This is a genomic window from Dyadobacter sp. 22481, assembly GCF_052044875.1.
GTDB classification, from domain to species: domain Bacteria; phylum Bacteroidota; class Bacteroidia; order Cytophagales; family Spirosomataceae; genus Dyadobacter; species Dyadobacter endophyticus.
In genome coordinates this window covers 200,950-214,628 of the sequence record NZ_JBQENV010000004.1, presented here as the reverse complement: position 1 = coordinate 214,628, position 13,679 = coordinate 200,950, and the positions used below count along the sequence as shown (strand labels likewise).

At 50.7% G+C, this 13,679-nt stretch carries 10 protein-coding genes; 7 read left to right on the top strand and 3 right to left on the bottom strand.

Annotation, left to right across the window (positions count from 1 at the left end; all coding sequences use genetic code 11):
• Window positions 1-10 precede the first annotated feature (10 nt).
• From ACTJJJ_RS26945 to mraY, 4 genes are all read left to right on the top strand, one after another.
• Complete coding sequence (locus tag ACTJJJ_RS26945) at window positions 11-424, top strand: FtsL-like putative cell division protein (RefSeq protein ID WP_188938573.1); 414 nt, start codon at window positions 11-13, stop codon at window positions 422-424.
• Window positions 425-433: 9 nt separating this feature from the next.
• On the top strand, window positions 434-2,578 hold the full coding sequence (locus ACTJJJ_RS26940; protein WP_188938572.1) for a penicillin-binding protein: 2,145 nt from the start codon (window positions 434-436) through the stop codon (window positions 2,576-2,578).
• A 6-nt stretch (window positions 2,579-2,584) separates the two neighbouring features.
• A complete protein-coding gene (locus ACTJJJ_RS26935; protein ID WP_440703578.1) occupies window positions 2,585-4,060 on the top strand; it encodes a UDP-N-acetylmuramoyl-L-alanyl-D-glutamate--2,6-diaminopimelate ligase in 1,476 nt (491 codons plus the stop codon).
• A 71-nt stretch (window positions 4,061-4,131) separates the two neighbouring features.
• Window positions 4,132-5,346, top strand: a complete 1,215-nt coding sequence (gene mraY / locus ACTJJJ_RS26930; protein WP_188938570.1) for a phospho-N-acetylmuramoyl-pentapeptide-transferase — start codon at window positions 4,132-4,134, stop codon at window positions 5,344-5,346.
• 160 nt (window positions 5,347-5,506) lie between these two features.
• On the opposite strand, the gene ACTJJJ_RS26925 is transcribed toward mraY, so the two are convergent.
• Entirely contained in the window at window positions 5,507-5,791 is a 285-nt protein-coding gene (locus ACTJJJ_RS26925) for a hypothetical protein (RefSeq protein ID WP_188938569.1), read from the bottom strand.
• 99 nt (window positions 5,792-5,890) lie between these two features.
• Here ACTJJJ_RS26925 and ACTJJJ_RS26920 point away from each other — a divergent pair, with 99 nt between their 5' ends.
• Window positions 5,891-7,828, top strand: a complete 1,938-nt coding sequence (locus ACTJJJ_RS26920; protein WP_440703577.1) for a GDSL-type esterase/lipase family protein — start codon at window positions 5,891-5,893, stop codon at window positions 7,826-7,828.
• 73 nt (window positions 7,829-7,901) lie between these two features.
• Window positions 7,902-8,099 carry a hypothetical protein gene (locus tag ACTJJJ_RS26915; RefSeq protein ID WP_440703576.1) on the top strand — a complete coding sequence of 66 codons (198 nt, stop codon included), beginning with the start codon at window positions 7,902-7,904 and terminating at the stop codon, window positions 8,097-8,099.
• Here the strand turns inward: ACTJJJ_RS26915 and ACTJJJ_RS26910 are convergent.
• On the bottom strand, window positions 8,096-9,010 hold the full coding sequence (locus ACTJJJ_RS26910) for a DUF1338 domain-containing protein (protein WP_440703575.1): 915 nt from the start codon (window positions 9,008-9,010) through the stop codon (window positions 8,096-8,098). The genes ACTJJJ_RS26915 and ACTJJJ_RS26910 overlap by 4 nt on opposite strands.
• 115 nt (window positions 9,011-9,125) lie before the next feature.
• Window positions 9,126-9,929, bottom strand: coding sequence for a pyrroline-5-carboxylate reductase (gene proC / locus ACTJJJ_RS26905; RefSeq protein ID WP_188938565.1), 804 nt, complete (start codon window positions 9,927-9,929; stop codon window positions 9,126-9,128).
• Window positions 9,930-10,245: 316 nt separating this feature from the next.
• Between proC and ACTJJJ_RS26900 the strand changes: the two genes are divergently transcribed.
• Window positions 10,246-13,671, top strand: a complete 3,426-nt coding sequence (locus tag ACTJJJ_RS26900) for a DUF2126 domain-containing protein (RefSeq protein ID WP_426292278.1) — start codon at window positions 10,246-10,248, stop codon at window positions 13,669-13,671.
• The last annotated feature ends 8 nt before the right edge of the window (window positions 13,672-13,679 follow it).

The following is a 13,679-nucleotide window of genomic DNA, read 5'->3' as shown; positions in this document are numbered from 1 at the left end:
ACCCCGAAACATGGCAGAGAATAGAAGAAAACCCAAACCAATTCCGCCAAAACCGCCAAAACGGAAGCGAGAATACTCCCTATTCAACTGGCTGAACAGGTTTTTGCCGCTCGATAAGGTTTTCGGCGAGAAGTTGCCCGGGCAGGAAGAACGTCTGCCGGTCAAATATTTTTACTATTTCGGCTGGGTGATCATATTGCTCGTAGCTTACGAGCGGATCGGGTTCCAGTCGGAAGATTATGTGCGGAAAAGCATTAAGCTTAAAAAGGAAGTCGATGACCTGAAGGCGGAATATACTTCCATCCATGCGGAGTATGAGCGGGCCGGGAAGCAATCGGTGGTGGTCGAAAAAGTGCAGGCCGAAGGATTGGTCGAAAATCTTACCCCGCCCAAGAAAATCATTTTAAAAGAAGACGAAGAATAGCCGCGCCTCATGAGAAACGAAGTCGAAAGCGGTCAGAACAACAAAAAAGCGCTGATCAACCGGGCCCGTTTGGTCGGTTGGTTACTGTTCGTATTGGCGATCATGGTTTTCGTGAAGCTGATACGGGTTCAGTATTACGATACCTTCAAAGGAAAAACCTGGGCCGAATATTCGGAAAAGAATGATCTGAAACTGGATACGATCCCGGCCATGCGCGGCAATATATATGCCAGTGATAACAGCCTTTTGGCCACCTCATTACCCTATTACTATGTAGGTTTTGATACAAAAGTCGCCGACTCGTCCTATTTCTATGACCACATCGACGAGCTGGCATCGCTTCTAGCCAAAAACTTCAAGGAAAACACGGCCGAAGGCTACAAAAGCAAGATCATGCGCTACCGCGTGAGCAAAAGCAAGCGTTACCTGCGTCTGAAAAGCAAGGAGATCACACATTTGGAACGTGAGCGGCTCAAAAAATGGCCGTTTTTTGCCAAAAACCGAAAAGGCGGCGGCGGTAAATTCGAGACGATCTACAAACGCTACAAGCCGTTCAGCCCGATGGCCGACCGCACGATCGGCGGCATCGATCCGAAAAGCGGCCGGGGCTACATCGGTCTGGAAGCCAGTTTCGACAAGCAATTGGAAGGAAGGCCCGGTATTGGTTGGGTGGAAAAAGTGGAAGGCGGGCTAAAAATTCCGGTTGGCGACGCATTGAACGTACAACCTGCGGCCGGAAGAGATATTTATACGACGCTGGATATGAATTACCAGGAGCGTACCGAGATCGCATTGCGCCGGAAGCTCCTCGAAATGGACGCAGACTTCGGTTCGGTGATCATCATGGAAGTAGCTACGGGCGAGATCAAGGCTATGGCGAACCTTACCAAGCGCGGCCCCGGCAAGTACGAAGAAGTTTTTAATTACGCCCTGGCGGGTAGCAACGACCCGGGCTCTACATTCAAGCTCGCCACGATGATGGCTTTGCTGGAAGAAACGCAAATGGACCCCGACCAGGTGATGGTCAATACCGGTAATGGCGCGATGAAGTTCCGCAACCATGTGATCCGCGACGCACACCGGGGCGGATTCGGTACCATTACCGCTTCGCAGGTTTTGGAGAAATCATCCAATATCGGCATTGTGCAGCTCATGCAGCGATATTTTGCCAACAAGCCCGACAAATACCTCCAATACCTGAAACAGTTCCACTTGAACCAGCCGACGGGCATTCACATGAAGGGGGAGAAACCGCCATTGATCCGCGACCGAAAATCGAAGCAATGGAGTAGCTATTCGATGTATTTCATGGCGCATGGCTATGAAATGCAAATGACGCCTTTGCAGACACTCGCATTTTATAATGCAGTTGCGAACAATGGTTACTGGGTGCGCCCGATGATCGTGCGGGAGATCCGGAATGCGGAGGAGATCGAAGACAAAATCCCTCCATACGTGGAGGATAAGCCGATTTGCTCGCCCGAAACTATCCGGAAAGTGAAGAAAATGCTGGAAGGTGTGGTAAATGCCGGTTTAGCCAAACATATCAAAAGCGATTTATACCAGATTGCCGGGAAAACCGGCACCGCACGGAAGCTCATCGACGGGGTTTATACGGAAGGCAAAAACTACACCTCGTTTGCAGGCTATTTCCCGGCTGATAAACCCAAGTACAGCTGCATCGTAATCATCGATAATCCGAAAAGCACCGGCGCGGATTACACCCGCTATGCCGGAAGTGTGGCGGCCCCGGTTTTCAAAGAGGTTGCCGACCGCATTTACGCTTACGACGTGGCCATTCAGAAGCCGGTAAGGGATTCAGTTCCTGAAAAATCGGAGGACGTGAAATGGGCAGGCATTACTGAGGACCTTAACGTGATCAGCAAGTCATTGAACATGACGCCGGCGCCGGGAGAAAGCGGGTACGCGGCGGCGTCGCTTTACAAAAAGGGTAAAACCAAATGGAACCCACGCGATGTTGAATCACGCGATGTGCCCGACCTGCAAGGGATGTCGATGCGAGATGCCTTGTATTTGATGGAAAACAAGGGTTTCAGGGTAACATTCAAAGGCTCGGGCAAGGTGGTGGAACAATCGCTGCCGCCGGGCGCCAACAAATCGGGAAGCAAGACGATCCTGCTTACATTACAATAATCCTTCATGGAAAACGATCAAGTTTTGAGCAGCCTGCTCGGCGAAGTTAAAGGAGCCATTATCCATGGTTATGCCGACGTTAAGGTCAAGAATATCATTCTGGATTCCAGAAAAGTGTTGCCGGGAAGCCTCTTCGTCGCGTTACGCGGCACCCAGGTGGATGGTCATCAGTTTATTGAAACTGCCGCAGGGCTGGGGGCAATCGCTATTTTATGTGAAGAGTTGCCAGAAAACGTAAGGGAAGATGTTACCTATATTGAAGTAGAAGATTCGGCCGGTGCAATGGGCCTGATCGCCGCCGCATTCTACGGGCATCCTTCCAAAAGAGTAAAACTAGTGGGTGTTACCGGTACCAACGGCAAAACGTCGGTGGCTACTTTCCTTTTCCAGTTGTTCCGGGCGCTTGGCTATCGCTGCGGCTTGCTGTCGACGGTCCAGAACCAGATCGAGGACGACGTAATCCCTTCCACCCACACCACGCCCGACGCGGTCGCGTTGAATGCATTGCTCGCGCAAATGGCCACCAGCAATTGCAGTCACGTGTTTATGGAGGTAAGCTCACATTCGGTGGCGCAGCACCGCATTACCGGCCTGCATTTCGCGGGGGGTATTTTTACCAACATTACCCACGATCACCTCGATTTCCACAAGACTTTCGATAATTATATCAAGGCCAAAAAGGGCTTTTTCGATGCATTGCCCAAGTCCGCATTCGCATTGGTGAATGTCGACGACCGCCGCGGATCGGTGATGGTGCAAAATACCAAAGCGCGTATTGAAACCTATTCGCTGCAAACGCTCGCAACTTTCAAAGGCAAGATTATCTCGGATACGCTCGCGGGCATGCACATGGAGATCAACAACCAGGAAGTCTGGTTCCGTGTGATCGGCCGTTTCAATGCCTATAATTTGCTTGCAGTATATGGAGCAGCGGTGCTTTTAGGTGAAAAAGAAGAGGGAGTTTTAACCGAACTTTCCAACCTGAAAAGCCCTCCGGGCCGCTTCGAACAGTTCCATTCGGCGGACCACATCGTGGGGATTGTGGACTACGCACACACACCCGACGCGCTCGAAAATGTGCTTGAAACGATCACGCATTTACGGCAGGGGAATGAGCAGGTGGTGACGGTGGTAGGCTGCGGAGGTAACCGCGATGCCGAAAAGCGCCCTAAAATGGCCGAAATCGCCTGCCGGTACAGTAACCGCGTGATCCTGACGTCGGACAACCCGCGTTTCGAGGAGCCGATAGACATTCTCGACCAGATGCGTAAAGGCGTACCGCCATTGGATTACAAAAAAACAACCGTGATCGAAGACCGTCATGAGGCAATTCTGAAAGCGGGGCTCGAAGCGGCGCCGGGCGACATTATACTGATCGCGGGCAAAGGACATGAAAATTACCAGGATGTGAAGGGAGTAAAACACCATTTCGACGACAAGGAAGTGCTGATGGAAGTGTTCGCGAAGCGCGCCGGCAATTAAAAGTCAGCATGCTTTTGGCGTAGTCTATTAAAAAAACCAATTTTGCAGCCGTCATCCCAACAAGCTTTTTCATGCTCTATTATCTCTTCGAATATTTAGACAAACAATTCAACATCCCCGGGGCCGGGGTATTCCAGTACATCTCGTTCAGGGCATTGGGTGCGACGGTTTTGTCACTTTTCATTGCGGCCGCATACGGAAAGTCTATCATTAACCTGCTTCGGAGAAAGCAAATGGGCGAATCGATCCGCGACCTGGGGCTTGCAGGGCAAATGGAGAAGGCGGGAACGCCTACCATGGGTGGTTTCATTATCCTGGCCTCGCTGCTGATCCCGGTGTTGCTGTTTGCGAAGCTAAGCAATGTCTACATTGTTTTGCTGCTTATCACAGCCCTTTGGACGGGCGGAATCGGGTTTCTGGATGATTATCTGAAGAAATTCAAGAATAATAAGGATGGATTGGCCGGCCGATTCAAGATTGTGGGCCAGGTAGGCCTGGGACTGATTGTTGGTATTACCCTTTCTTTCAACAACAATGTGAAAATCAGGGTGTACGATCAGCCGGTGCTGAGTTCGGGCCTCGGGGAGGTACAACGGTATCGCGACATTATACACCCGACGGTTACTACCATTCCATTTATCAAAAACAATGAATTTGATTATAAGACGCTGCTTTTCGGTTGGTTGCCAGAGGAATACACCTGGGTAATCTACACGATCATCGCGATTTTTATCATCACCGCCATTTCCAATGGCGCCAACATTACCGACGGTATCGACGGCCTTGCCGCCGGTGTGTCGGGCATTATCGCGCTCACGCTGGGTGTGCTGGCCTATTTGTCGGGTAACACCAAGTTTTCGCAATACCTGAACATCATGTATATCCCCAACTCAGGCGAGTTGGTAATATTCTGTGCGGCATTCATAGGGGCTTGTGTCGGGTTTTTATGGTACAATGCGTACCCGGCGCAGGTGTTTATGGGCGATACAGGGAGTTTGATGCTCGGCGGGGTCATCGCGGTAGTGGCGCTGGCGATCCGCAAAGAATGGCTGATCCCGGTTATGTGCGGTATTTTTATCGTCGAAAACGCGTCCGTGATATTACAGGTCAGCTATTTTAAATACACTAAAAGGAAATATGGTGAAGGGCGAAGGATATTCCTGATGTCGCCGCTGCACCACCATTATCAGAAAAAAGGCATTCACGAAGCCAAAATTGTAACGCGGTTCTGGATTGTAGGCATTATCCTCGCGATTTTGACACTGGCGACTTTGAAGTTACGATAGAAGGGAGGAAAGGAGGAAGGGGAAGAAAGGGAGGAAGGGACTGTCATCTTCCTTCATCCTCCCCTTCCTCCATCCTCCCTTTACTCCCCATAACCAAAAAGCTCCAATTCATACGAATCGGAGCTTTTTGTGGTTTTTAGTCTGATGATATAGGGGTAATTTATTCTCGTAGTTCCATTAACATCTCATCAGTGATCTTGTTCTTATCCTTGAAGTCGGCCACAGTTTCGGTGAAATCGTTCTGGAGGTTTTCCACATTCTGAAGATTTTTATAAACACCGTCGTAGATCTCGTTCAGTGATTTATCGAGGTTCTGGACGTTGACGTTCATGTTTTCTGTTTCAATCTGACCAATCTTCTTGATCACGGCAGTCTCGCTGTTCTTCAAATCCTCGATCTCGCGCAGGATTTTCTCCATGGTCTTAAACTTTTCGATCTTATCCATAAGTCTTTTCAAGATTGTTTCAGGGTAGATGTTTAAAATATCATACCAAAGCAGATGGACCTCCCGGTAAAACGAGCCGGTTTATTGCTTTTGAAAACTATGAAAACGAAAAGCTTCGCATTACTCTGGCTCGCGGTTTTACTGCTGTCGGTACCCTATATTTCAGCCCAAACCCCCGAAAAAACGACCCAGTGGAAGGGTTTTGAGAAAGTCGAATTCACATTTCAGGACCGGAATGCGTGGTATGTAAAACCACAAAAAGCGATTGAAGGCAATCCTTGGGTGTGGAGGGCACATTTCCCCACATGGCACACGGATATGGACAGTATTCTGCTCTCACGCGGTTTCCATGTCGCCTACGTCAATACCAACGACATGTTCGCGCATCCCAAAGCGATGCAGGTTTGGGACGCATTCTACGATTACCTCGTGAAGGAAAAGCATTTTGCTCCCAAAGTCGCGCTGGAAGGCGTAAGCCGCGGCGGGTTGTACGTTTACGGCTGGGCAAAGCGTAACCCCGATAAGGTAAGCTGCATTTACGCGGAGGCGCCCGTAGCCGATCCGAAAAGCTGGCCGGGCGGCAGGGGAAACGGCAAAGGCTCGCCTAAAGACTGGGAAGCGTGGAAACAAATCTTCAACATAAGCGAAGAGCAAGCTGCTAACTTCACCGACATTCCATTGAACGACCTGGGCGGGCTGGCGGCTTTCAAAGTGCCGATTGTCCACGTCGTAGGTTTAAAAGACGAGCACGCGCCCGTAGCCGAGAATACCGACTTGTTAGTCAAAAATTACCTCGCAGCAGGCGGACCTGTGAGCGTGTACCCGATGACGCGGGGCGAGCAGACGCTCGAAGGCCACCATTTCCCGATCGAGCATCCCGAATTCTTTGCGAATTTCATCGAAGAACATAGCGTACCTGTTCAAAAACCACTGCTTCACACGCCTTACATTACTTTGAATAAGGGCCTGGGCAATGCATTTGAAAAGTTCAGAACCGCAAAAAAGGGCACCGTCGCCTTCCTGGGAGGCTCCATCACCCACAACCCTGGCTGGCGTAACAAGACGTCGCAATATTTACAGGAGCATTTCCCCGACACCGAGTTCACATTCATAGCCGCCGGCATACCATCACTCGGCAGCACGCCGCATTCGATGCGTTTCAGCCAGGATGTGTTTGCGAAGGGGACGCCCGATCTGCTTTTCGTCGAAGCGGCGGTCAACGACCGGGGCAATGGGTTTAGCGAAAAGGCACAGATTAGGGCATTGGATGGTATTTTAAGGCAAATGTATGCTGCTAATCCCAAAGCGAATGTCGTAATGATGGCCTTTGCCGAGCCGAAAAAGAATGACGATTATGAGGCGGGCAAAGAGCCAGTGGAGGTAGGCGTCCATGAGCGGGTGGCGAAACACTATGGCGCGGTTTACATTAACCTCGCCAAGGAGGTGTACGAGCGCATCAAGGCTGGCGAATTCAGCTGGAAATATGATTTCAAAGACCTGCACCCGTCGCCGTATGGCCAGGAAGTCTACGCGCAGACAATCAAAGAAATGCTGAAAATGGAATCGCCGGCGACCGGCGAAGTTAAACTACCGATGCCGATGGACCGGTTCAGCTACGACAAAGGCAGTTATCATAAGCTGGAAGAAGCCAAAAACCTGAAAGGTTTCACCCTCGATCCCGACTGGAAACCCAAAACGAAATTCTCCACCCGTGAGGGATTCGTTGATGTGCCGATGCTCACCACAGAAGCCGCCGGTTCGTCATTGGATTTCGAATTCAAAGGCCGTGGAGTGGGTATCGCCATCATTTCGGGCCCGGATGCGGGAAAGATCACTTACACGATCGACGGCAAAAAGCCTCAGACGCTCGATACTTACACACCTTGGAGTAACCAGTTGCACTTGCCGTGGTACCTGATGCTAAGCGACGAGTTATCAGCGGGTAAGCATAAGCTGCATTTGACGATTTCGACTGAAAAGAATGAGAAGAGTGAGGGGAACGCACTTAGGATTGTGCATTTCCTTGTTAATGAGTAAATAGCGTTTAATTTTTCACACAAAGGCACTCTGGACTGATAGAGTCGTTAGATCGATTGATTTCGGCAATTTTTTGCAAGGGTATGCCGACAAGGAAGAAAGTATTTTCCGAAAAATTCTCGACAAAGATACTTTCGCGCAGACGCGGACCGACGGACGGACAATTTACTGGGATGGATTGACAGAAATGATCGACTACGACGGGGAGATCATATCAGCGCCGCTCGATTTCTGCCCGGACGTCCTCTTTCAACATTCAAGCCTTACCTAATTCCGTCCCGTCTGCGTCGTATAGGTACTCTCAAAAATCTTATCCGCATTCCCCGCCTCAAAACCATCGCGTCGGTGCTTTCTTTGGATTTCACCTGCTGGCAGATTCGTAAACCACGGCAAAACCTTCCGCTCCGCAAACTCCACATAAGATCCGGAAATGCGCAGCTTTTCGCCGTTTGCAAACTCTGCGTCCAGCATTTCGGCCACGGTGGAGCTTTGTAGCAGGCCGCCGTCCGGGCTCACCTTTATTTTACCACCGGAAGTATTCAGTTTAATACCGTGTTTTTCTAGAAAATCGTTGAATGCGGCGACAGTATTGTATCCTTCGGGCAGGTTATGGACGCTGATGGTGAAATGGTTGAGGTAATAGCGGTTGTAAATTACCCAGGCAGCGTATTCACTTTCTTTGAGCAATGACTGGTAATCGGCGACGATAGGTGTGCGCCACAATGGCTGGTGCAGGAATGCGTCCACCGCTTCCCCATTGTCGAGATCGAGGGAGTCGACCGGGTCTGTGGCGACCTCGTCGGTGTAGCTGAGGATGATGCGCTGGCTTTCTTCGGAAAGGTCGCCTACGCGGAGCTCGCTCACGAAAATGCGCGGGTCTGTTTCGCGCGGCGGGCTATACCACCAGGCATCGAGTTTTTTGCCTTCGAAAAAATAATGGTCGCGCTTTTCGTAGCCATAATGCAGGAATATCTTTTCAAAAGACTTCACACCCAGTTGCGGCACGCCCATCGTGCGAAATGCAATATGGTCGTTTTCGATGTCGGCGGTGCTTTTGACGATGCCGTCGCTTACCATCGCGTCGAGGATTGTGCGCACGTCCGGCACACGCTCCTTGTAGCGGCGCATAAGGCCGTTTAATACAATGTCGAGAGTGGCGAGTTTATCGGCTGACGTTCCCATATTTTTCGATGTTTGATGATTAATGTAATTGCTCGTCAGCGCAGTCGAAGGCCGTTTGCAGTACCGGCCTTCGACCGCCCCGGCGGCCCGGTGCGCTCAGGCTGACGAGCCTTTGTTATCCTTTCGACAATTCCGTCGATCGTACCTGCGCGGCGAAAATGCCTTTTTCAAGCGTTTTGTCCAGTTCACCGGCCTCGAACTGGCGCAATGCGGCCTCGGTGGTGCCTCCTTTCGACGCTACCGCTTTGATCAGATCGTCGAGCGACTTATCAGCAGTATTGATCAGATGGTAAGATCCCAGCATCGTTTGCTTCACCAGCAATGCGGCCACCGATTCTTCGAAACCCATTTGCTTACCTGCCTCGATCATCGCTTTCACGACATAAAAAAAGTAGGCCGGACCGCTGCCGCTCAATGCCGTTACTGCGTTCAGTTGGTCCTCATCTTCCAAAAAGACCGACCGCCCGGTTGCATTAATGAGGTTTTCAATTTTACGCAGCTGATGTATATCTACCTCGGGCGACGCGGAGTAAGCCGTAATGCCCATTCCGAGCATGGCCGGGGTATTGGGCATCGCCCGGATTACCGCTTTATGGTCCAATGCATTCTGAATGCCTTCGATCGTCACACCGGCCATGATCGACAATACTACCTGGCCGGGTTTGATGACTTCTTTCAGCGCCCCGGCAACCGAAAGGAAGTCCTGCGGCTTCACCGAAAGGATGATCAGGTCGTATTCACCGATCTGCGGGCCGATAATGCCCGTGATCACGCCCGGCTGGAAGCTTGTGAGGCTGTCGAGACGGTCGGTGCTTTTTTCAACCAGTAAAAAATCCTGGTTTTTGACGAGGTCGAATTTCAGGAAGGCGCGGGCGAAGGCCATGCCCATGTTGCCGCAGCCGATGATAGCAATTTTCATTTTTGGACTAACTAATGGTATCGTAAGGATTTTGGCGAATTACGTAACTTTTAAGGAATTATCTGTCCTGAACAACCCGTGCAGATTAATTAATGCTGAATGAAAAGAGAAAGCGGTATGTTCTTTGTAACACTGGTTAGCTTTGCGGAAGGATTTAACAGCGTTGCATTGGATAAGTAAATGTGTCGAGAAATAAAATTCTGCTTTCTGGATTTAGTTCAACCTAATATTTTGAAAAACAAGCTTAAAGCGTTTGTTTAGAATTTGATAAATCCCTGCTTGCCAAATTATCTAATTATATTGTAATACTCCTATTATGGCTATAAAAGTTGCTATTTCGCATAAAACAAGATATAAGTTCGACCGGAGTGTTTCGCTTTCACCGCATATTTTCAGGTTACGGCCCGCGCCGCATTCGCGTACGCCGATAGAGGGCTATTCGCTGAAAATTACGCCTGAAAATCATTTCATCAACTGGCAGCAGGACCCATTCGGAAATTACCAGGCGCGTGTCGTTTTTCCGGAAAAAACGACCGAGTTGAGCATCGATGTGGAGGTGATCGCCAAGATGCAGGTCATCAATCCATTCGATTTTTTTGTGGAAGATTATGCCGACAAATATCCGTTTCAATACGAACCGACATTAGGCAAAGAGCTCGGGCCATACCTGGAACCCCGTGAGAACGGGCCGCTTTTGACGGACTTTATCCGGAATCTGAAAATTCAGCAGGATATTAAGACGGTCGATTTTCTGGTTTACCTCAATCAGGAGCTTTACAAGGCTATTCATTACAATATCCGGATGGAGGTAGGCGTACAGACCTGCGAGCAGACGCTCACGATCCAAAGCGGTTCGTGCCGCGACTCGGCGTGGCTACTGGTGCAGATTTTGCGGCATTTGGGTATTGCGGCACGGTTTGTGTCGGGTTACCTGGTGCAGCTTACTTCGGATATCAAGTCGCTCGACGGGCCTTCCGGGCCGGAGGCGGATTTTACCGACCTTCATGCGTGGACCGAGGCGTATGTGCCCGGCGCGGGATGGATCGGCCTCGACCCAACTTCCGGGCTTTTCGCCAGCGAGGGGCATATTCCGCTTTGCTGCACGCCCGATTATGCCAGCGCCGCGCCGGTTTCGGGCGCTACGGATGTGGCCGAAGTTACTTTTGAATTCGACAACAAGGTTTTCCGCATTCACGAAGACCCGCGTGTAACCAAGCCTTACTCGGAGGAACAATGGGCCCAGGTAATGCAGGTGGGTTATGATGTGGAAAAGGATTTGCAGGAAAACGATGTGCGTCTCACGATGGGTGGCGAGCCTACGTTCATTTCCATCGACGATTTCGAATCGGCCGAATGGAATACTGCGGCCGACGGGCCGTTGAAGCGGCAGCTGGCTTATGACCTGTCATTGAGATTGAAAAACCGTTTTGCACACGGGGGATTGCTGCATTTTGGTCAGGGGAAATGGTACCCGGGCGAGCAGTTTCCACGTTGGCAATATGCACTGTACTGGCGCAATGATGGCGTTCCGATGTGGAAGAACGACGATCTCGTGGCCAAGGAAGGCGAAACGAAATTCACATTCCGGGACGCGGAAATTTTTACAGCCGAATTGACCAAATACCTCGGCATTGACACCAATAACATTACCCCAGCCTATGAAGACCCCATTTACTGGGCGTTGGAAGAGGGCAAGCTTCCTGTTAATGTCGATCCGTTGAAAGTGAATCTGAAAGATTCCATAGAACGCAGGACTTTGGCGAAATTGCTGGAAAAGGGCTTGAATAACCCCGCCGGATTCGTGATACCTGTCAAATGGGAAGAAAATGGGAAGCATTGGACGAGCACAGCCTGGCAGTTCCGCAGAGGTAACTGCTTCCTCATTCCCGGTAATTCGGCGATGGGTTACCGCTTGCCGTTGAAATCTTTGCCCGAAATCGCCAAGGAGCGGCGCGAACAGCCAGTGGACCGCAGCCCGTTCGAGGACTTGCCCGTACTGGCCGATTATCAGCCGATCGTGCAGGCACGGTATGGTACGGTGGCGCCTGATTATCAATTGCCCTTGAATATCCAGCCGGTTGATACAGAAGAAGATTTAAAGAAAAAGAAAGAAGAAGAATTACAAAATAGCCTGCTTTTCGACGTGCCGGTGATCAAAACGGCACTTTGTGTGGAGGAACGCGACGGCATTGTCTATGTTTTCCTACCGCCTACCGATTACCTCGAGCATTACCTCGACCTGATAGCTTCGATAGAAGCCACCGCTGAAAAGCTAAAAATGCCGGTGCGTATTGAAGGTTATCCGACGCCATCGGATTACCGCGTACAAAAACTGATTGTAACGCCCGATCCCGGCGTGATAGAGGTGAATATCCATCCTGCGAAGAACTGGCAGGAATTGGTAGATAACATCAGCGCATTGTACGAAGAAGCATTCTTCTCACGCCTGGGGACAGATAAATTCATGGTCGATGGCCGGCATACTGGTACCGGTGGAGGCAACCACGTAACTATTGGCGGTGCCAAGCCTGCCGACAGCCCGATATTGCGCCGTCCGGACCTTTTACGCAGCCTGCTGACCTACTGGCAGCACCATCCCGCATTGAGCTACCTTTTTGCAGGCCCGTTCATTGGCCCTACCAGTCAGGCACCCCGTATCGATGAGGGACGCGACGAGCGACTTTACGAAGTTGAAATCGCATTTGATCAGATTCCCGAAGACGGCGAAGTGCCGTTCTGGATGGTGGACCGCATTTTCAGGAACCTGCTCGTAGATATTACCGGAAATACCCACCGCTCGGAGTTTTGTATGGATAAACTCTATTCTCCCGATTCTTCGACGGGCCGGCTGGGTATCCTCGAATTCCGTGCTTTCGATATGCCGCCGCACAAGCATATGAACCTCGTGCAGACGCTGCTCATACGCGCGCTCATCGCGAAGTTCTGGAAAGAACCTTACAAACATAAGTTGATCCGCTGGGGGACAGAGCTCCACGATCGTTTTCTGCTGCCGCATTTTGCCTACCTCGATATGGTGGATGTGGTGAATGACCTGAAAGCGGCCGGCTACAACTTCGATATTTCGTGGTTCGACCCGTTCTTCGAGTTCCGTTTCCCGCATTATGGTGGCATTACTGTTGACAATATCCAATTGGAACTTCGCTTGGGCATCGAGCCGTGGCATGTTTTGGGGGAAGAATTGTCTAATGCTGGTACCGCGCGGTTTGTGGATTCTTCGCTGGAAAGATTGCAGGTGAAAGTGAGCGGATTTGTGGAAGGAAGGCATATTCTGGTCTGCAATGGTTGCCGGGTACCGTTGCGGAGTGCGGGCATTAAGGGCGATTATGTCTCCGGAATCCGCTACAAGGCCTGGAACCCGCCATCGGCATTGCACCCGACGATCGGGGCCGATGCGCCGTTGGTTTTTGATATTGTGGATACCTGGAATAACCGTATATTGGGCGGTTGTACCTATTTCGTTTCGCACCCCGGCGGGCGCAGTTTTGATACTTACCCCGTCAATAGCTTCGAGGCCGAATCGCGCAAAATCAGCCTTTTCCAGGGATTCGGGCACACGCCGTCGGCTACCCGCGAGGTGCCGGTGATCGAGAAGACTGAGGCGGGCGTATCCAGGTTTGTGGCCGAAACGAAGAAGGAAATGAAAAGCGACACCCCGATCGAATTGATCAATCCGGAGTATCCTAATACGCTGGATTTACGCAAATTCTGGAAATCGCGGTAGATTTGCAG